At 54.1% G+C, this 19741-nt stretch carries 23 protein-coding genes, 3 tRNA genes and 1 pseudogene; 9 read left to right on the top strand and 18 right to left on the bottom strand.

What is annotated here, in order from left to right; genetic code table 11:
• Window positions 1-872, bottom strand: a pseudogene (locus tag ACI9KD_RS13100) (glycosyl hydrolase); the annotation flags it as partial.
• 298 nt (window positions 873-1170) lie between these two features.
• Here ACI9KD_RS13100 and ACI9KD_RS13095 point away from each other — a divergent pair.
• Window positions 1171-1743, top strand: coding sequence for an SOUL family heme-binding protein (locus ACI9KD_RS13095; RefSeq protein WP_414981623.1), 573 nt, complete (start codon window positions 1171-1173; stop codon window positions 1741-1743).
• 120 nt (window positions 1744-1863) lie between these two features.
• On the opposite strand, the gene ACI9KD_RS13090 is transcribed toward ACI9KD_RS13095, so the two are convergent.
• The gene (locus tag ACI9KD_RS13090; RefSeq protein WP_414981622.1) at window positions 1864-2376 is read right to left on the bottom strand and encodes a fasciclin domain-containing protein; all 513 of its coding nucleotides are present in this window, start codon (window positions 2374-2376) and stop codon (window positions 1864-1866) included.
• A 277-nt stretch (window positions 2377-2653) separates the two neighbouring features.
• Between ACI9KD_RS13090 and ACI9KD_RS13085 the strand changes: the two genes are divergently transcribed.
• Window positions 2654-3763 carry a murein transglycosylase domain-containing protein gene (locus ACI9KD_RS13085; protein WP_414981621.1) on the top strand — a complete coding sequence of 370 codons (1110 nt, stop codon included), beginning with the start codon at window positions 2654-2656 and terminating at the stop codon, window positions 3761-3763.
• A 5-nt stretch (window positions 3764-3768) separates the two neighbouring features.
• Here ACI9KD_RS13085 and ACI9KD_RS13080 read toward each other — a convergent pair whose 3' ends face one another.
• A complete protein-coding gene (locus ACI9KD_RS13080) occupies window positions 3769-3948 on the bottom strand; it encodes a DUF2834 domain-containing protein (RefSeq protein WP_414981620.1) in 180 nt (59 codons plus the stop codon).
• A 29-nt stretch (window positions 3949-3977) separates the two neighbouring features.
• Entirely contained in the window at window positions 3978-4109 is a 132-nt protein-coding gene (locus ACI9KD_RS13075) for a hypothetical protein (protein WP_414981619.1), read from the bottom strand.
• Window positions 4110-4154: 45 nt separating this feature from the next.
• Between ACI9KD_RS13075 and ACI9KD_RS13070 the strand changes: the two genes are divergently transcribed.
• Window positions 4155-5525 carry a YjiH family protein gene (locus tag ACI9KD_RS13070; RefSeq protein WP_414981618.1) on the top strand — a complete coding sequence of 457 codons (1371 nt, stop codon included), beginning with the start codon at window positions 4155-4157 and terminating at the stop codon, window positions 5523-5525.
• Here the strand turns inward: ACI9KD_RS13070 and ACI9KD_RS13065 are convergent.
• Entirely contained in the window at window positions 5508-6155 is a 648-nt protein-coding gene (locus tag ACI9KD_RS13065; RefSeq protein WP_414981617.1) for a PEP-CTERM sorting domain-containing protein, read from the bottom strand. The genes ACI9KD_RS13070 and ACI9KD_RS13065 overlap by 18 nt on opposite strands.
• 382 nt (window positions 6156-6537) lie before the next feature.
• Window positions 6538-6625: transfer RNA gene (locus ACI9KD_RS13060), tRNA-Ser, on the bottom strand.
• Window positions 6626-6730: 105 nt separating this feature from the next.
• Between ACI9KD_RS13060 and ACI9KD_RS13055 the strand changes: the two genes are divergently transcribed.
• On the top strand, window positions 6731-8281 hold the full coding sequence (locus ACI9KD_RS13055; RefSeq protein ID WP_414981616.1) for a M20/M25/M40 family metallo-hydrolase: 1551 nt from the start codon (window positions 6731-6733) through the stop codon (window positions 8279-8281).
• Between the two features lie 62 nt (window positions 8282-8343).
• Here ACI9KD_RS13055 and ACI9KD_RS13050 read toward each other — a convergent pair whose 3' ends face one another.
• From ACI9KD_RS13050 to ACI9KD_RS13035, 4 genes are all read right to left on the bottom strand, one after another.
• Window positions 8344-9123, bottom strand: a complete 780-nt coding sequence (locus ACI9KD_RS13050; RefSeq protein WP_414981615.1) for an SDR family NAD(P)-dependent oxidoreductase — start codon at window positions 9121-9123, stop codon at window positions 8344-8346.
• A 67-nt stretch (window positions 9124-9190) separates the two neighbouring features.
• The gene (locus ACI9KD_RS13045) at window positions 9191-10036 is read right to left on the bottom strand and encodes an NADPH-dependent 7-cyano-7-deazaguanine reductase QueF (protein ID WP_414981614.1); all 846 of its coding nucleotides are present in this window, start codon (window positions 10034-10036) and stop codon (window positions 9191-9193) included.
• A gap of 9 nt (window positions 10037-10045) precedes the next feature.
• The gene (locus ACI9KD_RS13040; RefSeq protein WP_414981613.1) at window positions 10046-10819 is read right to left on the bottom strand and encodes an ABC transporter permease; all 774 of its coding nucleotides are present in this window, start codon (window positions 10817-10819) and stop codon (window positions 10046-10048) included.
• Window positions 10816-11754 carry an ABC transporter ATP-binding protein gene (locus tag ACI9KD_RS13035; RefSeq protein ID WP_414981612.1) on the bottom strand — a complete coding sequence of 313 codons (939 nt, stop codon included), beginning with the start codon at window positions 11752-11754 and terminating at the stop codon, window positions 10816-10818. The genes ACI9KD_RS13040 and ACI9KD_RS13035 overlap by 4 nt, the downstream gene beginning before the upstream one ends.
• A 177-nt stretch (window positions 11755-11931) precedes the next feature.
• On the opposite strand from ACI9KD_RS13035, the gene ACI9KD_RS13030 reads away from it, so the two are divergent.
• From ACI9KD_RS13030 to ACI9KD_RS13020, 3 genes are all read left to right on the top strand, one after another.
• Window positions 11932-12342 (top strand): PA2817 family protein, encoded by a 411-nt coding sequence (locus tag ACI9KD_RS13030; RefSeq protein WP_414981611.1) that lies wholly within the window; start codon window positions 11932-11934, stop codon window positions 12340-12342.
• 138 nt (window positions 12343-12480) lie between these two features.
• A tRNA-Glu gene (locus ACI9KD_RS13025) sits at window positions 12481-12556 on the top strand.
• A gap of 95 nt (window positions 12557-12651) precedes the next feature.
• Window positions 12652-12726: transfer RNA gene (locus tag ACI9KD_RS13020), tRNA-Gly, on the top strand.
• Window positions 12727-13031: 305 nt separating this feature from the next.
• Here ACI9KD_RS13020 and ACI9KD_RS13015 read toward each other — a convergent pair.
• Genes ACI9KD_RS13015 through ACI9KD_RS12995 form a run of 5 tightly spaced genes read right to left on the bottom strand, consistent with a single transcriptional unit; the run spans window position 13032 to window position 16078 of the window.
• Window positions 13032-14186 carry a 4-phosphoerythronate dehydrogenase gene (locus ACI9KD_RS13015; protein ID WP_414981610.1) on the bottom strand — a complete coding sequence of 385 codons (1155 nt, stop codon included), beginning with the start codon at window positions 14184-14186 and terminating at the stop codon, window positions 13032-13034.
• Window positions 14183-14749, bottom strand: a complete 567-nt coding sequence (locus tag ACI9KD_RS13010; RefSeq protein ID WP_414981609.1) for an elongation factor P hydroxylase — start codon at window positions 14747-14749, stop codon at window positions 14183-14185. Before ACI9KD_RS13010 ends, ACI9KD_RS13015 begins: the two co-directional genes overlap by 4 nt.
• Window positions 14715-14954 carry a sulfurtransferase TusA gene (gene tusA, locus ACI9KD_RS13005; protein WP_414981608.1) on the bottom strand — a complete coding sequence of 80 codons (240 nt, stop codon included), beginning with the start codon at window positions 14952-14954 and terminating at the stop codon, window positions 14715-14717. The genes ACI9KD_RS13010 and tusA overlap by 35 nt, the downstream gene beginning before the upstream one ends.
• Before the next feature lie 46 nt (window positions 14955-15000).
• A complete protein-coding gene (locus tag ACI9KD_RS13000; protein WP_414981607.1) occupies window positions 15001-15261 on the bottom strand; it encodes a YheU family protein in 261 nt (86 codons plus the stop codon).
• Window position 15262: 1 nt separating this feature from the next.
• Window positions 15263-16078 (bottom strand): class I SAM-dependent methyltransferase, encoded by an 816-nt coding sequence (locus tag ACI9KD_RS12995; protein WP_414981606.1) that lies wholly within the window; start codon window positions 16076-16078, stop codon window positions 15263-15265.
• 73 nt (window positions 16079-16151) lie between these two features.
• Here ACI9KD_RS12995 and ACI9KD_RS12990 point away from each other — a divergent pair, with 73 nt between their 5' ends.
• Entirely contained in the window at window positions 16152-16670 is a 519-nt protein-coding gene (locus ACI9KD_RS12990) for a glycine cleavage system protein R (protein WP_414981605.1), read from the top strand.
• 13 nt (window positions 16671-16683) lie between these two features.
• On the opposite strand, the gene ACI9KD_RS12985 is transcribed toward ACI9KD_RS12990, so the two are convergent.
• The 3 genes from ACI9KD_RS12985 to prmB form a co-directional block, all read right to left on the bottom strand.
• A complete protein-coding gene (locus tag ACI9KD_RS12985) occupies window positions 16684-16899 on the bottom strand; it encodes a hypothetical protein (RefSeq protein WP_414981604.1) in 216 nt (71 codons plus the stop codon).
• Window positions 16896-18002 carry a chorismate synthase gene (gene aroC / locus ACI9KD_RS12980; RefSeq protein WP_414981603.1) on the bottom strand — a complete coding sequence of 369 codons (1107 nt, stop codon included), beginning with the start codon at window positions 18000-18002 and terminating at the stop codon, window positions 16896-16898. The genes ACI9KD_RS12985 and aroC overlap by 4 nt, the downstream gene beginning before the upstream one ends.
• Before the next feature lie 65 nt (window positions 18003-18067).
• Window positions 18068-19033, bottom strand: coding sequence for a 50S ribosomal protein L3 N(5)-glutamine methyltransferase (gene prmB / locus ACI9KD_RS12975; RefSeq protein WP_414981602.1), 966 nt, complete (start codon window positions 19031-19033; stop codon window positions 18068-18070).
• Between the two features lie 34 nt (window positions 19034-19067).
• On the opposite strand from prmB, the gene folE reads away from it, so the two are divergent.
• Window positions 19068-19616 carry a GTP cyclohydrolase I FolE gene (folE, locus tag ACI9KD_RS12970; RefSeq protein WP_414981601.1) on the top strand — a complete coding sequence of 183 codons (549 nt, stop codon included), beginning with the start codon at window positions 19068-19070 and terminating at the stop codon, window positions 19614-19616.
• Window positions 19617-19741 lie beyond the last annotated feature (125 nt).

The raw sequence follows: 19741 nt of genomic DNA, 5'->3' as shown, positions 1-19741 counted from the left end.
TCGGTGTTCACTATTTCCCAGGAGTCGCCACCATCGTCCGATCGATACAGCGCATTCTTTTGAGACTCCACTAAGGCGTAAACCCGATCGGTATTGGATGCCGCAATGGCCAGACCGATGCGGCCGTAGGGCTTAGCAGGCAATCCAGAACGTTGATCGAACTCTATCCAGGAGTCGCCACCATCGTGACTGACAAACAAACCCGAACCCATACCGCCGGATGACGAATCCCAGGGACTGCGCTCAAACTCCCACAGCGCTGCCATCAACTTATCCGGATTAACTGGATCAATCACCAAATCCGCAATACCGCTGCGGTCATTACTGCTAAGAACCTGCCTCCAGGTTTCGCCTCCATCGATAGACTTGTAGGCCCCTCGGGTGTCGCTTGGGTTAAAGGGATCACCAAGAATGCCTGCCCACACAATCTGGTCATTGTTAGGATGAACGATCAAGCGATGGATGTTGCGACTCTCTTCGAGTCCGAGATGTGTCCAGCTTAGACCGGCGTCCACACTCTTATAGAGCCCGTTACCGCTTGATTGAGAGTTGCGCGGATTTCCCTCCCCCGTACCCACATAAATTACATCAGGATTAGAGGGGGCTACCGCAACCGCGCCAATAGACTGCACGGGCTGGGCATCGAATATGGGCTCAAAGGTCGTCCCGGCATTCACCGTCTTCCACAGGCCGCCGGATGCAGATCCGATGTACCAAACATCTTTGTCAGACAGCACCACGGCTATGGAAGTAATGCGACCACTCATACCCGCCGGTCCGATGCTCCGCGGGGGTAACTGCAGATTCGGTTGAGACATGAGTTGCTGGCTCAGGCAGAGTACTAACAGCGCGGAAAGAAGACGGATTTTCACAACGGAACAATTCCTTGAGTACGACGAATCAACACACCTTCTTATGACGACTTCGCAGGCACGCGAGTGTTCTTGAATAGGTGAGTGCGTGAAGCAGATTAAACCGAAGCGCGGAGTGTGTCGAAGACTACCGTCATTAACCGAAGTCCTACTTGCTCGTTTGGGAAGGCAACGCAAGTCAGTACACTAGTATCGATACATGGCCTGCGAGCCGCAGGCACATTGAACCCAAACAAGGCAGACGACAGTGAGACCCTTATTACTAAGCGTGCTTCTTTTAGCTCTCGCAGGACCCAGCATGGCAATCGATGAACCCGGCTATACCTTGCTCGAAAAAACGGGTGAGTTTGAGCTGCGTGCCTACGACCCCATGATCATAGCCGAGACACTGGTGTCCGGAGAGATGGATAGCGCATCCACTCAGGGTTTTCGTCTCATCGCGGGCTATATTTTTGGCAAAAACAGTTCTCGATCCGGGGAGGTCGAAAAGATCAGTATGACCGCACCGGTAACCATGCAGGCCGTGCCCCAAAAAATTGATATGACCTCACCAGTCACTACCGAAAAAATCGGTGAGCAGTGGCGCGTTCACTTTGTAATGCCCAGCGAATACACCATGGACACGCTACCTATACCCAACAATCCTGCAGTCACCCTCCGCGAAGTACCGGGAGCTCACTACGCCGTACTGCGATTCTCTGGCGTGGCTAGTGAAAAAAAACGAGCTGCAAGAATTACTGAGTTACAAGAATGGCTTAGGGAGCGGAACATCATCGCCGTTGGCTCTCCCGAACTCGCACGCTACAACCCACCCTGGACACTGCCTTTACTGCGCCGCAACGAAGTCATGATTCAGTATCAAACTGACTGATTACAGGGTGCTCGTGTAATAACGGCTAGTTTTGGGTAGGACACAAAAAAGCCCACCGAGGTGGGCCCAATATCATCAGGCATCAATCTCTCGATGCCACTAACGCGCTAATCGGGGCCTTTAGGCGCCCGGCAGAATCACCGTGTCGATCACGTGAATGACGCCATTTGACGCCTCGATATCGGTGACTACGACCATCGCGTTATCGACAGACACGCCGGCATCACCGACTTCAATGCTCACAGACTCGCCCTGCACGGTGACCGCTGAATCCAGGGTGACTACGTCGGCAGCCATCACTTTTCCTGCCACGACGTGATACGTCAGCACAGCAACCAACTGGTCCTTGTTCTCCGGCTTGAGCAGTGTTTCTACAGTGCCAGCAGGTAATTTCGCAAATGCCTCATTGGTCGGGGCAAACACAGTGAATGGACCCTCGCCAGACAGTACGTCCACAAGTCCTGCTGCTGTGAGGGCTGCTACTAAGGTAGAGAAATCGTCATTGCCTGCTGCGATTTCTACGATGGTGCCTTTATCCATCTCGTCGTGACCACCCTCGTGGTGGGCAGCCTGGGCGAACGCTGTGGCCAACAGCAGTACAGCGGCCACCTGAATCGTTCTTAGTAATTTCATGACTTGGGTCCTTTTCGTGTTACGGATATCAAAGAATGATTGAGCATGCCATTGCGGCTCGTGCTGTGACGCCGTCAAGGTATTGCTAGGAAATACTTACGCCCCCAGCTTCCCATTGGCCTGCCGTTGTACAGGCTTTGTCGTACCTTCCTGAATATCAAAATCGGGAAGGACACAAGAGCCAGCTCAAGCATCGGATTTCAAAACAGGTATGCTGCAGATATCTATCTGTACGCGTCTGCCATCAATGAAAAACCTGTTCTTAGGCCCCGCCCTTATGCTCACGCTGCTCGTCAGCAGTTGCGCGAATCCCTCGCAAACAGTGATTGATGCGACCTTAAGCGGCGATCCCGAACGTATCGCCCGCGCCGTGCTAGAAGACCAACTTCAGCAACAGGGAATCCCTACAGATGTCGAAGGCTTGCCCAAACTGATAGCTGCCGTCAGCAAAATTCTTGTGGATGTCTGGGGAGAAAAAGAGCCAGAAGTCGCCTCGGAACATCGATACGTCAAGTACAGTAATGCCTTCGAGGCGCGAGCCATCGTGGACTTTGATGAGGGCTGGCTTCAAGTTGAAACCATTGCAACCGAGAACCCCTCGGACAAACTTCGACAGGCCATCGTCAATACGCTGCTAACCACTCGCGATATGACGGTCGAGGACATCTTCACCGATGCCGCGCCCCCCGTGGACGGTGAACCTTTTCTCTTAGGGCAAGTTCTGGATACCGAAGGCCAGGCCATCCGATGGCAATGGCGGGCCGAACGCTTTGCTGATTATCTGATTCAGGCCCAGCTTCTTACTACGCAGCAAAACGGCAAGGACCTGCGCAGTGTTCGAGTGAGCCTTGTGGATGACCACTTACATCTTCGCGAGCTCGAGTATGCCGACTATGTGCTCGGCGCCTCTCGTCGCTACGGGGTCTCGCCGTCTTTGATCTATGCGGTTATAGAAGTCGAAAGCGCTTTCAACCCTTATGCGGTAAGCTCGGCCAGCGCTTATGGCCTTATGCAGATCGTGCCATCATCGGCGGGACGGGATGTGTTTGAGCGCATCAAAAAACAAAGTGGCGAACCGACTAAACAACAGCTCTTTAACGCTGACTTCAACATCGATATTGGCAGCGCGTACCTCCACCTCCTAAGCGACACTTATCTGTCAGAGATTAGCAACGCTAGCAGTCGCGAATACACCACGATATCAGCCTATAACGGCGGCGCCGGCAGCGCCCTTAAGACATTCAGCTCCACTAACGCCACCGCGCTACGCAAAATCAATGGGATGACGCCAAGCCAGGTATACGAGCAACTCACCAGGAAACACCCCTTCGCGGAAACCCGTCGCTACCTGGAGAAGGTTCGTACTGCTGAGCAAAAGTACCTATGAAGTCCTTAGGTTTTTTCGACGTGGATCTGTAGAAGCTGACGATGCCACAACAATAGATACAAAGCGAAATCTACCGCGACCCCAGACACAATACCCAGCGCCAGACAGATCCAGCCATGCCTAACATCCAGAGTCTTGGCCTCGAACAGAACCCAGGCTGCAAGAATCCCCCAGCAAAAGAACACGTCGGTGGAATAGCCACTGGCAAAGGGGTTTACAAAGCCCGCCGCAAAGCCCCCAACACATCTGGATTAATGAGCAGCGGAGGAACAACCACAATACTAAAGACGACGGTAAAGGCCGTCGCCGCGACTATCAGAAAACCCCTAAACAATTTTTCAGTCATGTACTCTGCTCGTCTTACTTGCGAAACGAGATTGACTCTACGGCAATGGCGAACACAGGCAAGGCAGGTGATAAAAGAATCGGAGCAGAAGCTTTACTGCGCTTTTTGCTCCCCTCCATCGCTGGACTCCTGATTTTTCTGGTACCCCTACCGCTTGATGACGGCCTCACCGTTCTTTTCAGCCTGTATTCAGATTGGGTGAACCTTCATCTGGGATTTGTGTTGGTTGAAGCAATGGTCGGGATCGCCATCATCGGCGCCTTGTTGGCGGTATTTCATACGATAGTAAAACCTCAGTGGCGAGACACCCGGCCCATGCTTTACGCGGTTGCCGCGGCAGAACCCGCCTGGCTCGCCTTGCGAATCATCGGCGCCGTCATCGCCCTGATGGTTTACTTCGAAGTAGGACCCGAAGTTCTAAGACTCGAAGATACCGGCATTATTCTGGTCGAAGAACTCGCCATTGCGTTTTCCATCGTCTTAATTCCCGCGTGCTTTCTCATGCCTTTGCTGACAGAGTTTGGCGCAATGGATTTCTTCGGGACCCTCGTAGCACCCGCTTTTCGGCGCCTGTTTCGCTTGCCAGGTCGCGCCGCGGTCGATGCCACAGCTTCGTTTATCTCTGCAAGCACCATCGGAATACTGGTCACGGGGCAGCAATACAAACGGGGGTTTTACACCGGCCGGGAAGCGGTCACTGTCGCCACCAACTTCTCAGTGGTGTCGCTACCCTTTGCACTGGTGATCGCAAACGTCAGCGGCGTAGGCGACTACTTCATCGAGTGGTACCTATGCAGTGTTGTGGCTTGTATCTTTTGCGCTGCCATCGTGCCGCGCCTACCTCCGGTAAGCCGTATCGCTGATTGCTACATTGATGGTTCACCGAGCCAAAGTGTCGATGAAGAACCTGGCGACCCGCTGCTTCGGCGCTGCCTCGACAATGCACTCAGCGCCGCTGCGAATGCACCGAGCGTCGGCGCGATGCTGCGTTCGGCGACGCACATGCTGCTTGAGCAGTTGTTTGGTTTGATGGGACCACTGATCGCGCTGGGCACACTCACGGCGGTAATCGCTTTTCATTCACCGATTGCTGCGTGGATCTCTATGCCCATCGCCTGGATGCTGACGCTTTTTGATGTGACTGATGCCGCGCGCATCGCCCCGGGCTTTCTGTTTGGCTTTATGGATCAGTACATCCCAACGATTGTAGCCAGCGAAATTTCGAGTGATCGCATGCGTTTTATACTGGCAGGCCTATCGCTGTGTCAGCTGATCTATATGACAGAGACCGGGCTGGTTGTCTTAAGAGTCGGACTCCCGGTGACTGTACTGCAGCTTTTTCAGATCTTTGTTATTCGCACGGTGCTAGTGACCCCTGTATTGGCAGGTACTGCGTGGTTACTTTTTCCGGCGTGAAAAACCCAAGCCTGCAAGACCGAGCCCCACAAGCGCGACGGTTCCTGGGATAGGTACCGCTACATTAAATTCAACTTGGTCGATGTGGCCACCTGAAGAACCGCCACCTTGGGACTGAAACAGCAAACGGACGTTATCGCCTGCCGATAAGCCTGCGACATCGAGGTTCATCGCTGACCATGATCCAGCGCTTGAGCCGCTAAATGACGCAAACTCCTTCCCGTTGACTTCAACACTGCCGAGAATCCCCTTGGATTTACGGTTCTGGTAGTCGAAACTAAAAAGCGCCGTTGAACCGTAAGAAAAAGCCTTGGGAATAACAAACTGCGTCCAGATATTGGCCTTATCGACTTTGTCTGTTCTCCAGGTAATCTCTGCGTGTTGGCCTGTTGCCAGCCCATCACTACCCTTCTGCTTGCCCCATTGAAAGCTCTCAGCCCAAATCTCGATTTTACCCTCGCCGCTATACCAGTGCGGGACATCCCCAACGGGCGCCCATCTACCCGGCTTAACGCCCGTATTTTCAAACTCGCCGTTTTGAACCAGATTAATAAGCCCAGCTTGTGCAAAGGTGCTTGCGAACCCGAACGTCATAAGCGCGGTGAGTGTCAGAAATGGTTTGCTAAACATATGTTGCCTCTAAATGCTGGTCTCATGTCCGCAAAGGCGCGAAGCGGCGAGATAGATATCAGTGGCCAGAATAGGGCTGCGGGCCCACCGCAAAAAGAGAGCAGCACCGAAAATGGGCGATGGCTCACAGGGACAATCAAGCCTGTGTGATGTGGGTCACACAACAGCGAGGCAAGTCCCAAAAAATGGCGGAGAAGGAGGGATTGATTCAAACAGCCTAGGGGCTGTTTTCACCCCTGTGGGGCGGCGGCGCAGGCTCCTTTAAGTGGGTAGAGCCCAAAACCGCTCCTTAAGTCGCGTTTTGTCGAACCAGAGCGTTCGTCCACACCGCCTGCTCCCCCAAAATCAGAAAAGGACCCACGAGGGGTCCTTTTCTGATTTTTGGCGGAGAAGGAGGGATTCGAACCCTCGAACGGTTACCCGTTACACGCTTTCCAGGCGTGCGCCTTCGACCACTCGGCCACCTCTCCATAAGGGCGCGCATAATACAGAAAGCTCCATCCCGGCGCTAGACACCCCTGTCGGTTATTCCCTCGTCGTAGTATCTTTCGTGGCCTCTAACAAAAGGACATCGCATGCTGCGCGCTCACACTCTCTCCGCCTCCCTGGCATTCGCCTTGTCACCACTGATATTTACGGCTGGGATGCCAAGCTCAGCCGCCGACGCAGATACGGATGCGCTCAGAGCCGCCGTCAACTCGCACATCGACAGGCAAGGCGGCGAGATTCTCAAGGACTTTCGTGAATTACTCAGTATGCCGAACGTATCTACGGTTCCTGAGGATATGCAAAAAAATGCAGCCTGGATTTCAGCCTATATTGGCGAGCGGGGGTTCACATCAAAGATTGTGAGTGCAGGCGGAGCGCCGTACATTCTGGCGGAACGAATAAGTCCCAAAGCCCAAAAGACCGTTCTGATCTATGCGCATTACGACGGCCAGCCCGTAGAGCCTGCAAACTGGGCGACACCGCCCTTCGAGCCAACATTGAAGAACGGGACCGACACCCTCGACTGGGCCGAGGCAGGTACAAAGGCTATTGACCCCGAGTGGCGTGTCTATGCCCGTTCAGCGGGGGATGACAAAGCCCCGGTCATTGGCTTAATGCACGCAATCGATGCCATGGAGAGTGCTGGCCTGGACGCTAGCGTCAATGTAAAGCTCATCCTCGATGGGGAAGAAGAGTTCGGCAGTCCAACCGTAGAAAAAATCCTAAAAGAGAACGCTGACTACCTCAGTGCAGACCTACTACTGTTCTGCGACGGTCCGATGCATCAAAGCGGGCTTCGTCAGCTGGTCTTTGGCGTACGTGGCGACATGGGCGTCAATCTAACCGTCTACGGCCCTTCCAGGCCTCTTCATTCGGGGCACTACGGCAATTGGGCGCCCCACCCTACCGATGCACTCATGCGCCTGCTGGCGACCATGAAGGATATGGACGGCAACATTCAGGTCGCGGGCTACCTGGATGAGGTCACGCCCATAAGCGAAGCAGAGCAAGTCGCCATCGCTGCAATTCCTTCGGTTGATGCACAGCTTCAGGATGAATTGGCTTTGGGGCGTGTGGAAGGTGCCGGCAAACGTATTGAACTGGCCATCATGCAACCGGCGATCAACATCGTGGGCTTTCAGGCCGGCGGTGTCGACGATCAAGCGCGCAATATCATCATGTCCAAAGCACGGGCATCTTTGGACTTGCGACTGGTGCCCGTACAAACCATTGCGCATGTTCGCGAGACCTTAGAAGCACATTTCGCCACCCAGGGCTTTTACGTCACGCATGAAGAACCCACCCAGGAGATACTCAGAGCCCACCCGGGTGTCATAAAGGTGGACTGGACCAGCGGCTATCCGGCCTATCGCAGCAGTCTTGACAGCGAAGCGGCACAGCGACTCACGCGCATACTCACTGAGTACGACGGCACGGCGCCGCTGTTGACGCCTACCTTGGGGGGAAGTCTTCCGGTGCACCTGTTTGATCAGGAACTGGACATGCCAATTGTGCTGCTACCCATTGCCAACCACGACAACAATCAACACGGACGCAACGAGAACATGCGCTTGGGCAATCTACTGTCAGCCATCGGCGTGTACGCCGCAGTGCTACAGAACTTTGGTCGGGATTAAAACGACAGCAACCGCCCAGGCAGAGCGGCTGAGGTGGCGCTAGAGGCGCAGGTCCTGCGTCCTTAGCTACTTTTCTCCATAGTTTTGCGAGACATCCGTAAGATGCTCTTGCGCGACAGGAACGGTAATACGCCCCCCAGTAACACGCCTATCTTGCGGTCGTTCACCACCAGCAGTTCGCCTCGCTCCATCGCGCGGTAACCGCACAGCGCGACAGAGCGTACGTCAGCAGCAAGATCGAAACCTTTCACGCCAGCCAAGTCCCCCGCCTCTTGGAACTCCGTAGCCACCGGCCCTGGACAGAGCACTGTCACGGTTACACCAGTCCCCTCAAGCTCGTTGGCAATTGCTTGAGAGAAGGAATTCACATAGGCCTTGCTCGCGTAGTACACAGCCTGCAAGGGGCCAGGAAGAAAACCCGCGGTAGAGCCTACGTTTAAAATTTTGCCCGCGCCTCGCTCCACCATGCCCTGGGCAAAGTAATAAGCCAGCTCGGTCAATGCGACCATGTTCAACTGCATCATGCGTTGGTCGCGCTCAAGGCCGCTCTCGTGAAACTTGCCATGACCACCGAAACCCGCGTTATTGATCAGCACATCAACCTGTGTGCCCAGGGCGTCTACGTCGGCCATTAATTTCTTGGCGGCGCCGGGCTTGGCAAGGTCTGCCGCAATGACTTGCACCTGTACGCCATGCTCCGCACGCAACTGTGTTGCGATGGACTCAAGCCGATCTTTGCGCCGGGCCACCAGAATCAGGTGGCCGCCTTTTTCGGCATGTACTCGTGCAAGTTCTTCGCCTATGCCTGCGGAAGCGCCGGTAATCAATGCGGTATTTGTCATGGCTATTAATCCTCTTGATTGCTCAATTCGCCGTCAGGCCTGAATCAGCTGACGATGCTGAGCGTACTTACTGACGATTCATGCGCCCCTGCGGTGCGGGCTGTGCTTCTGAGCATCGCCAGGGGCAGATATCGAGACCCCCACGCCGGGTATACAGTGCCTGAACAGATAAATAATCAGGATTAAGCTGCTTCCATAGATCAGTATAGACCCTCTCCACACACTGTTCATGAAACTCCTGATGATTCCGATACGCCAGTAGATAGCGAAGTAATCCTTCGCGCTCCGCTGACGTCCCTCGGGTCTCAATGATCATCGTCGCCCAATCTGGCTGCGCTGTGACTGGACACAACGAGCGCATCAAATGCGTGTAGGCCAAGGAGTCCCCGGCTACAGCGCTCAGAAGACTCGCATCAGCCACCTTAGGCACGCTCACATCCAGAACATCAAGGCAGTCACCCTCGGGAACGACACCACCATAGCGCCCATCATCGACACCACCGAGGGCCAGGGATATAGCCGCTCCGGCGGTTACAGAAAGATCACCCACAATCGTCTCGCAGGCAGTCTCTTTACTGCCAAAAACGTGGTTATTGAGCGAGTGAAGATACAGCTTAAAAGACTTGGACTCGATAATGTTCACGGAGTCCGCAGGAATACAAAACGTCCCCAAAAATATCTGCGGCATGCCCTTAGCGCTCAGCCAACTCAGCTCATACGCGTGCCAGATATCCTCGCCGAAACCTGAAAACTCCCTGCCGGGGAGGCTTGCTCGCGCGTTTGCCCGCGGCACAGGAAACAGCAGTCCCGGATCATAATGATTACTGCCGGCTACCTGCTGCCCTAACAAGGGCCCCTTATCGTGCAAGGAGCCATGCAAGGAGTCACGCACAGGCAGCTTATCGTCCCCCATACCCAAACCTTACTGACGCAGGCGCGTACCGCTGTTGAGCAGGTACATGCTGTAGGCAAAAGCCGCGACCGTAAAACCACCGAGCATGGCAAAGGCGAAACCAACACTGACGTCCGCTACACCCAACACGCCGTAGCGAAAGGCATTGACCACATAAACCAGAGGATTGAGCTTGGATACCCCAGCCCAAAAACTCGGCAGCAGGTCCAGAGAGTAAAACACCCCTCCCAGATAGATCAGCGGTGTCAGTACAAAGGTCGGAATGATCGAGATATCATCAAAGTTATTGGCAAACACCGCATTGATAAAGCCCGCAAGTGCGAAGAGCAATGACGTCAAAACAACGCCGGCCACGACCACACCGAAACTGTGGATCTGTAAACGCGTGAACAACATCGACACGCTGGTTACGATCGTTGCCACCAAAAGCCCTCGAATCACACCGCCACTCACAAAACCCAGAAGAATCACGTAATTGGGGGTTGGCGACACCAGGAGCTCCTCCACACTATGATTGAACTTGGCGCCAAAAAACGAGGAAACTACATTGGAATAGGAGTTAGTCACAATGGCCATCATGATCAATCCCGGGACCACGAACTCCATGTAACTAAATCCGCCCATCTCACCAATACGGGATCCAATGAGGGAGCCAAAAATCACGAAATACAGGCTCATGGTGATTGCAGACGGTAGCAGGGTCTGCGGCCAGATCCGGATAAAGCGCCGAACCTCTTTGCGTAAAATGGTTTTGAAAGCGACCAGCTTTTCCTGGGTATTCATGCGTCCGTCTCCAGCAGATTCACAAACATCTCTTCGAGACGATTGGCGCGATTTCGCAAACTCACCACATTAACGCCTGCTTTATCGAGTGCGGTAAATACGTCATTCAGGTGCTGCCCTTTCTCTACTTCGATTTCGAGGGTGCGCTCATCTGCGCGACGAAACTCAAAGTTTTCGATACTGAGTTGCTCTGGCAACGGGTCCGCGCTGTCCACAATAAACACCTCGCGCTGCAAACGCCGTAGCAAATCCTTAATTGAGGTGTTCTCCACTATCGCACCATGATTGATGATGGCGATATTGCGACACAAGGCCTCCGCCTCCTCAAGATAATGCGTGGTCAGGATAATCGTAGTCCCATTGGCATTCAGTTTTTGCAAAAACTCCCACATGCCCCGACGCATCTCGATATCAACACCGGCTGTGGGCTCATCAAGAATCAGAAGCTTGGGCTCATGAACCAGCGCCCGGGCAATCATCAGTCGGCGCTTCATACCCCCAGAGAGCATACGACCGGTCACATCCCGCTTATCCCACAGTCCCAGCTCTCGCAGGTACTTTTCCGCCCGCTCACTAGCCAGCGGTCTCGGCAAGCCATAAAAGCCTGCCTGATTGGTCACAATGTCGAAGACTTTCTCGAACATGTTAAAATTAAATTCTTGCGGGACGATACCAATAAACTTTTTCGCGGCCGGAAAATCCTCGTCGATATCCACTCCATGCACCGCCACCTTTCCGGCGGTTTTGCTCACCAAGGAGCAGACGATGCCGATGGTCGTGGATTTACCCGCGCCATTAGGGCCCAGCAGCGCAAAGAAATCGCCCTGCTGTACCTCCAGGCTAATACCCTTAAGTGCCTGAAAGCCATTGTCGTAGGACTTCTCAAGGTTTTCGATTTTTAATGCTGGCGTGCTCCCAGCGGTGGACTCTGGCATCCTGCCCTCGTTAATCTGAATAGTGTGAAGCTGTAGGTGCTACGAACTCTGGCGCAGGAAGTGGCCAGCATTGCTGAGTCGCTTCTTTAACTGCCCAGCGCCTCACCAGCGCGGGTTTTCCGGATCGCCCGAAAAGTCAGACCATTGTAAACGCAACAGGCCCAGCGAGAAACGACAATGAATGATGTAGACTTCCATACTGAACAAATGGCGCTCTTTGAAGCCTTCAACAAACGACTGCAGGCCTATGCTGCGGCACCTGAGGGTGAGACGCTCGCAGAGCTCGCCCAACAGTTTGGGGAGCTTGCTGCTGATACAGGACAGATTCTGGACGAAGCGCCGGCGTTGATCTATCGAATGCTCACTATTGCCCCCCAACTCACCCAAGAGTTTCCCCGGGATCTGCTCTGGTATCTGGGTCAGGAATGCCTGCACTTTATGCCTGATGACGAGATCGAACGGTTCACTCTTCTTGATGAACAACGCCGGACAGCCGATAGTCAGGGGCAGCGCTTTAACTGGGCAGAGGCGCGTACGATGGCAGACCGTTTGCAGAGTAATGAGCAGGAGGCCCAAACGCGTCACTAACGGTGGCGAAAACCGATGAGTCATCCGCGACTACCGCCTTAATGCCTCTAAATAAGCTTCGGTGAAGAACCCGCGCTTTTTGCTTGACGATTCTGAGCTCGCTCCATACAATGCGCGCCTCCTGACGAGGAGCACTGCGTCCCCTTCGTCTAGTGGCCTAGGACACCGCCCTTTCACGGCGGTAACAGGGGTTCGAACCCCCTAGGGGACGCCATTTTCTTTGTCGGGAGACTGTATTTATAGGGGTTTAGCGAGTTTGCGGGGATTCTCTTCCCAATCTGCTCCCCAACGACATACAGCGAGCACTTCGCGGGTGTAGCTCAGGGGTAGAGCATCTCGTTGCCAACGAGAATGTCGAGAGTTCAAATCTCTTCACCCGCTCCAAATTCAAAGGGCTGATCATCTGATCGGCCTTTTTTTGCTTTAACGGTGGATCCGTTACTGTAGAGCCACGTTTTCAGTCCCAAGAGCTTCAATAAGCTCTGTATGACGGCCCTGATCCTCGAAACACCCCTCTTAGACTTGCCAGAAGTCCCTTGATTCGGCCGCGAACCTCGTGCTTTATTCAAGTAATTGAGCTGACTCTCAGCATTAAAAAAGCCACTTCGAAGCCTTGAGCGCTGCGATTGAATTAGCTGCCGTCTTCGCCCCGCGCTTTGATAAAAAAGGCCTTAGCCTTTACTGCTGTGCTATGTACTTAAAGCTGAGACACCCAGTGCCTGTGTGATGCGCGTAAGTTCTTGGGATGCCGAGGGCCCTGAAAAAAACAGCTCAGAGCCTCTTAACTCCCGACGACACGGGTAGTCTCTACGAAGTGCATCAAAACCTGCTGCTCGCTCCACTATCGCCAGAGTGGCGAGACTTCGAAACTGACGGTCATCTTCACGAATGTTGTACCGCTGTCCGATGAGCTGACGTGCAAGATCGCTTCCAATACCCGATACAGGTTCGAGCACATTCGGGGCATTCAGCTTCGGCGGCAACAGTGTTCGAACAAGGCCTGTATCCAGCACACCGAGATACAGCATCTGAGTTGCCTGCCACTTGGCATCCCAGCTATACCCAGCAATGTGCGCAGTAGCGATTTTCAGTGTAGGGCAAGCAACAAGCGCTTTGTTGAACTCCGGCTCACCCTCCCACACATCCAGTATGCAATTAACAGGATTCTCACTGCCAAGATGCTCAAGCAAGGCGCTGTTGTCAATCACGGCCCCCCGAGCCGCATTGACCAGCCACTGTGATCCGTCAAGCGATGCCAAGGCTTGTGCATCGATCAGGTGATAACTGGGCCAAAGCTGGTCGTAACAAAGAGAACAATGCAGACTAATCACAGTGCATTCGAGGATTTCAGCAAGAGAAGTCCATTCCTCATCCGCACCGCCGGGGTCTTGCGCAAGCCAGGGGTCGTGCACTTTGACGGACCAACCCATAGATCGAGCCACGGACACCAGTAGAGCACCCACGAATCCGCAGCCCACAACGCCCAGGGTCTCGCCCCTCTCAAGCCGCTCCCAAGGCTCCCCAAGCTCGGCCAGAGACGCCAGAACGTATTCGACCACTGAGTTAGCATTGGCGCCAGCCGCTGCCATAAAGTCTATCTTTCGCGCCGAGAGCGCTGCTTGATCTATATGCTCCAGCCCTGCTGTTGCGGTGCCCACAAAACGCAGCGTACTGTCGTTCACTAGCGCCTCGCTGACTTCCGTAACCGATCGAACCCAAAGAACATCAACGCCCTTTAAGTCGTCTCTAGAGATCAAGCGTCCGGGCACCGTTCGAATATCCATCTCACCAGGCGGCAGTAAGTCCAGACCCACCATGTTTTCATCAGCCAGCACTCGAATCACAGCAAATCCTCTAAAGAAAACTGCAGCGCAGACACAGTCAGCTTCGTTCCACTAGCAGCACCCAAGGCTTGAAACATCATCATGGCGCGAGGGGGCAGCCCCTGGAGCGCAAATCGATTCGCCTCCTCAAAGACCGCGCTGGCAAAAGCCTGATTCACTGCTGGGTCCGGAGGCGCGTCAAGATTATCGAGACTCAGTCTAAAAGGAATACCGCAGGCCTGCGAAAAACACCACTCCAGGGCTTGGGGCCACGCTTCAGCCGCCATAAAGTTTGCCTGGGCCTTCTCGCTTCTACCATCGGGGTCATACCAATACCCGTAATCGATGCGAGCGCGACGTGCGGCCCCGGCAATAGACCAGTGTGCGATCTCATGGAGAGCACTGGAAACATAGTCTGCTCGAAAAGAAATTCGTGCGGGGACACCTCTTGTCTCAGGCTCGTAGAGCGGTTCGATCGCAGAACCCTGAAGGCAGGTGGAATAACTTTCCAAAAATAGATCGTTGAAAACCTTAACGATCGTCTCAGCGTTAAGTTCCTTTGATAAGGATAAAGCGGAATTCATCGTCTCGCTCTTCACTTTGCGCCAACTCATGACCCAAAAACCGACAAAATTGCGGGATGTCGTGCTGCGTCGTAGGGTCCGTTGCAAGCACTAACAGACGGTCACCAGAAGCAAGGCCCGCCATGGCTTTGTATAACAACATCACCGGCTCAGGACAACGCAAACCTCGCGCATCTAAGGTGCCATCAGCCTGTGGTGCGCTCATAAGACTGTTGCTCTGATGAATTTCATAGGGAGTCAGCTGCCCTGCGCTACTCTGAAGACGCTGTTTCGCCTGCAAGAAGCCGCTCGGCTTCGTCGGCTGTGACGATATCCCACTGATCAGAATCCACGTCAAACAGTAACTGAAGCTTTCCAGCATGCATCTGCATCCACAGCTGCTCTACCCGGTCACCAAGATTGGTCTCTTCGACCCCGTAATCAGTGCCATCGCGACTGGCGTATTCCTCGAGGAGCGCTTGCAGGTGCTCCTTGGGAACACGCGCAAGCGGCACTCTGACAAGGGCAGCCAAATCAGCTTCCCGGCTTCACAAACTTCAATGTCATACGATCGCTTTCACCCACCGCCATGCGCGCCTCGCGATTTTCATCGGCTGTGCGCAGTGAGGGCGGAAGCTCCCAGACACCGTCAGCATAATCACCCGTGTCCTTGGCATTAGCGTTCACGTCAGAGCGGGCGTCTAGCTCAAAGCCCACGCTACGTGCAGCGGCAATAATATAGTCTTCACTGACGTAACCCGTCGCTTTCATGCGCTCGGGGTCCCGCCCATCTGTTGCGCGATGCTGCACCACGCCAAACACACCGCCGGGCTTTAACGCATCGTAGGCAACCAATAAAGTGTTGGCCAATGTGTCTGCACGCATCCAGCTGTGCACATTTCTAAACGCAAGCACCATGTCAGCCGTACCCGCAGGTGCAATAACCACGGCCTCAGCAGGACCGAGCTTAGTCACCGTTACCGCCCCGTAAACATCGTCTTCTTCACCGAGCTTCTTCAAGTAACTCCCCAGTGAGCGACGAGAGTAAGAACCGCCGTTGGGGCTGTTATGTGCCGCGTAGTAACTGCCATTTTCACGCAGCAGCGGCGCAAGAACTTCTGTATACCAACCACCACCCGGCGACAGCTCTACCACGGTCATAGTCTCTTCAAGTCCAAAAAACTCGAGAGTCTCGCGTGGATGTCTGGATACATCACGAGCGGCATTCTTCTCGCTACGGTGCTTTCCGCTCAACGCAGTATCCCAATCCAACGCGGCAGAAACCGGTGTTGATATTAGAATCGCTGGGGCGAGAACCAAACTAGCCACTAGGGCCGTTACCTTTTGCACTGATAAACTTCCTCGGTAAACTAAATCACGCGTTAATATACGCTCTGAATGGAGCAAAGTGGAGCACCACCCTGTGACGACCCGCATTTTGATCAGTTTTTTTTGTGACGATCGTCCCGGCGTTATTGAGCAACTCAGCGAGTTGATCTCTGAGCACGACGGAAATTGGTTGGACTCTCAGCTGAGCCGCCTGGGAGGCCGCTTTGCAGGTGTCCTTCAGGCCCAAATCCCCCAATCTAGGCGCACAGCGCTCCGCGAGGCACTCAAAGAGCTGGAGAGCGCAGGAATCATCACTAGCCTCACGGACGCCGGCGACGCTACTGATGCTTACCTGGAGACCCAGAGGCTCACGCTAATGGGCCCGGATCGACCCGGTATTGTTCGAGAGTTGACTCGCGCGCTACGCAGTGCGGGGTTTAACGTCCGCTCACTGGAAACTGCTGTTGAAACGGCGCCGATGAGTGGTGAACCGCTATTTCGGGCCGAGGCCTGTATTGAACTTAATCAGGGCAGCAGGCTCGATGAGCTCGAATGGAAGCTCGATGCAATGGCCGAGGCAATGACACTGGAAATTGACTTGATCGCTGAATAACGACCTAGGCCAATTAGCGTCGACGGCGCAACAGACCCAGAAGTACGGCGACAAGAGCCGCAAGTACAATCAGCAGTAAAAAAGCCGCCAGCAGCACAAAAAACTGCGCAAGCAGGCTGTTAATGCCCATACCCAGTTGCGTCGCAGCACCCCAGAGTAAGGCGCCCAACGCGGCTACGCCAAGCAATGTCGTTCGCGCCACCGAGCGACGCCACCGAGGAAACTTCACGACTTACCAGGAGCCTCTGCAGGCACTACCGGTGTCGGCGATTGTACGTCGCCATTTTGCGCACGTTGACGAAGAAAGTGATCCATCAATACCAGCGCCAACATAGCTTCTGCAATTGGCGTAGCGCGAATACCCACACAGGGATCGTGACGACCGGTCGTGACAACCTCTATAGCTTCACCTGCATGATTAATGCTGGCACCCGGCTGTCGAATGCTCGACGTAGGCTTCAAGGCCATACTCACAGTGATGTCCTGACCGCTGCTAATACCCCCGAGAACGCCACCTGCGTTGTTACTCAAAAAACCTTCAGGAGTCATCAGGTCCCGATGCTCGCTGCCGTAATGTGCAACGCTCTCAAACCCCGCGCCAATCTCTACCGCCTTGACCGCGTTGATACTCATCATCGCAGCGGCAATATCCGCGTCCAAACGATCAAACACCGGTTCACCGAGACCCGGGGGAACGCCTTCTGCCACTACATTGATTCGCGCGCCTATGGAGTCCCCACTCTTGTTGAGTGCAGCCATAAACGTCTCCATCTCCGGCACTTTTGCGGGGTCCGGACAGAAAAACGGATTGGTTTCTACGCAGCTCCAGTCCAGCACCTCAGCCGTTATAGGGCCTAACTGCTGCAGATATCCGCGAATCCGAATGCCCTGCCCTGCAAGGAATTTTTTAGCGATAGCCCCTGCTGCGACTCGCATCGCCGTTTCTCGGGCTGAGGAGCGACCGCCACCACGGTAATCACGCATACCAAACTTGTGCATATAGGTGTAATCAGCGTGTGCGGGACGAATACGATCCGCGATATCCGCATAATCCCGACTGCGCTGATCCTCGTTCTCAATCAGCAGCCCAATCGGGGTACCCGTGGTCACACCTTCGAACACGCCGGATAGGATCCGTACTTCGTCGGACTCACGTCGTTGCGTGGTAAATCGCGAAGTACCCGGTTTACGGCGATCGAGATCAGGCTGCATATCAGCACTATCAAGCGGCAGCCCTGGAGGACAGCCGTCCACAATAGCGCCCAATGCCGGACCGTGACTCTCGCCAAAAGTCGTCACCGTAAAAAGAGTGCCAAAGGTATTGCCTGCCATGCTTGAATCCGAGAATTCTAAAAAAGTGATTATACGCGTTGTTGAGAGCCCTGCAGAGCGCAAGCTTACTCCGCGAGGGCCAAATGCTTCACAATGTTTGGGAGCTCGGGAGCCCGCACAAGCAGCACGCCGTGCCCACCTTCACTAAACTCGACCCAAGTCAGAGAAACTGCAGCAAGCTCATCGTCCAACGCCGCCCAAGAGTTACCCACTTCCAAAAACAAAAGTCCTTGCGACCTGAGGTGTTGGCCGGCATCTCGAAGAATTCGCCGTGCCATATCAAGACCATCCTCACCAGACCCAAGCCCTCGAGGTGGTTCTGACTGAAACTCAGCCGGCATCGAGGCCAAATCAGCTGCATCGACATAAGGAGGGTTGCACAAAATAATGTCGAAGCGCTCATCCCCAAGAGCGCCCATAAGATCGGACTGCCGAGATTTGACCCTATCCTGTAGTTCATAACGCGCGATATTTTCATCCGCCAACGACAAAGCATCGCCGTCGATATCCGCAATACATACCTCCAGATCGGGCTGATACAACGCTGCAGCGATGCCAATACATCCGCCGCCACAGCACAAATCAAGCAACCGTGTTGGGGCACCATCTGTCCACCAGGGACGATATTTGTTGCGGATAACTTCGGCCAGCGGCGACCGTGGTACCAGCGCTCGCTTGTCACAGTAGAACTCCAAACCGGCGAACCAAGCACGACCGGTAAGGTAGGGTAAAGGCTGTCGATCGTCGATACGCCCCTGTAGCCAGCGCAACGCGGTCTGCCAGGAATCGTCACTCAAGGGTTGCTCCAACACGCTATCGCCGGAATCCAAGGGCAGCGCACAAGCACTTAAGATCAAAAAGACCGCCTCATCCCAAGCGCTGTCGCTGCCATGACCAAAAAACAACGCTGCTTTATCCAACGCCAGGTGCGCTTGCTCCAAGGCATCGCCCAAGGTGGGGGGTGTGGCTGCATCAAGCCCATGCTCAGCGCAAAACGCTTCGTTGCCGCGCTCGAATGAGATTGCTACCATCTATGGTCTCCTTTGAATCTGAGTAACTACAAGCATGGAATCGCATTGGGCGAGTATTATCGCGGGCATCGGTGAAGATCTCGAGCGTCCAGGTCTCAAAGACACGCCTAAGCGTGCGGCAAAAGCGTTTAAGTTCCTGACTCAAGGCTACAGTCAAAGCGTCGAAGAAGTCGTTAACAATGCATTGTTTCCATCCGACAGCAACGAAATGGTTCTGGTACAGAATATCGAAATGTACTCTCTGTGTGAGCATCACATGCTGCCTTTTATCGGCAAGTGTCATGTGGCCTACATCCCCACAGGTAAAGTGCTCGGATTGTCCAAAATTGCCCGGCTAGTGGACATGTATGCCCGACGTCTGCAGATTCAGGAATCACTGACGTCGCAGATCGCCGAAACCATTTTGGAGGTTACCGAGGCTGAAGGCGTGGGTGTTATCGTTGAAGCACAGCACATGTGCATGATGATGCGGGGCGTAGAGAAGCAAAATTCACTCATGAAAACTTCCGCAATGCTGGGAAGTTTCCGTTCTGACCAAAAGACGCGGGATGAGTTCCTCTCGCTGTTACAGCTACGTCAGTAGCTCTAGGGCGAAACCTTCAATGCCTCTACGTGAAGGTACTGACGATCACTACTACGTGCTGAACCATAAATCAGCAATCGATAGCTCTCGGCTTCACTCTCTCCATCACTAGCAAGCTCGATCGT

Origin of the sequence: Congregibacter sp. (assembly GCF_047617445.1) — a bacterium.
In the GTDB taxonomy this organism is placed as follows: Bacteria; Pseudomonadota; Gammaproteobacteria; order Pseudomonadales; family Halieaceae; genus Congregibacter.
Note: the sequence above shows the minus strand (reverse complement) of the source record. Positions and strands in the feature narration are given on the sequence as shown.

Excerpts from the sequence above, each read along its gene's own strand:
- ACI9KD_RS13095 (WP_414981623.1), top strand. The coding sequence starts at position 1,171 with ATGGCAATCGATGAACCCGGCTATACCTTGCTCGAAAAAACGGGTGAG.
- ACI9KD_RS13090 (WP_414981622.1), bottom strand. The coding sequence starts at position 2,376 with ATGAAATTACTAAGAACGATTCAGGTGGCCGCTGTACTGCTGTTGGCC.
- ACI9KD_RS13085 (WP_414981621.1), top strand. The coding sequence starts at position 2,654 with ATGCTCACGCTGCTCGTCAGCAGTTGCGCGAATCCCTCGCAAACAGTG.
- ACI9KD_RS13075 (WP_414981619.1), bottom strand. The coding sequence starts at position 4,109 with ATGACTGAAAAATTGTTTAGGGGTTTTCTGATAGTCGCGGCGACGGCC.
- ACI9KD_RS13070 (WP_414981618.1), top strand. The coding sequence starts at position 4,155 with ATGGCGAACACAGGCAAGGCAGGTGATAAAAGAATCGGAGCAGAAGCT.
- ACI9KD_RS13065 (WP_414981617.1), bottom strand. The coding sequence starts at position 6,155 with ATGTTTAGCAAACCATTTCTGACACTCACCGCGCTTATGACGTTCGGG.
- ACI9KD_RS13055 (WP_414981616.1), top strand. The coding sequence starts at position 6,731 with ATGCTGCGCGCTCACACTCTCTCCGCCTCCCTGGCATTCGCCTTGTCA.
- ACI9KD_RS13050 (WP_414981615.1), bottom strand. The coding sequence starts at position 9,123 with ATGACAAATACCGCATTGATTACCGGCGCTTCCGCAGGCATAGGCGAA.
- ACI9KD_RS13045 (WP_414981614.1), bottom strand. The coding sequence starts at position 10,036 with ATGGGGGACGATAAGCTGCCTGTGCGTGACTCCTTGCATGGCTCCTTG.
- ACI9KD_RS13040 (WP_414981613.1), bottom strand. The coding sequence starts at position 10,819 with ATGAATACCCAGGAAAAGCTGGTCGCTTTCAAAACCATTTTACGCAAA.
- ACI9KD_RS13035 (WP_414981612.1), bottom strand. The coding sequence starts at position 11,754 with ATGCCAGAGTCCACCGCTGGGAGCACGCCAGCATTAAAAATCGAAAAC.
- ACI9KD_RS13030 (WP_414981611.1), top strand. The coding sequence starts at position 11,932 with ATGAATGATGTAGACTTCCATACTGAACAAATGGCGCTCTTTGAAGCC.
- ACI9KD_RS13010 (WP_414981609.1), bottom strand. The coding sequence starts at position 14,749 with ATGAATTCCGCTTTATCCTTATCAAAGGAACTTAACGCTGAGACGATC.
- tusA (WP_414981608.1), bottom strand. The coding sequence starts at position 14,954 with ATGAGCGCACCACAGGCTGATGGCACCTTAGATGCGCGAGGTTTGCGT.
- aroC (WP_414981603.1), bottom strand. The coding sequence starts at position 18,002 with ATGGCAGGCAATACCTTTGGCACTCTTTTTACGGTGACGACTTTTGGC.
- prmB (WP_414981602.1), bottom strand. The coding sequence starts at position 19,033 with ATGGTAGCAATCTCATTCGAGCGCGGCAACGAAGCGTTTTGCGCTGAG.
- folE (WP_414981601.1), top strand. The coding sequence starts at position 19,068 with ATGGAATCGCATTGGGCGAGTATTATCGCGGGCATCGGTGAAGATCTC.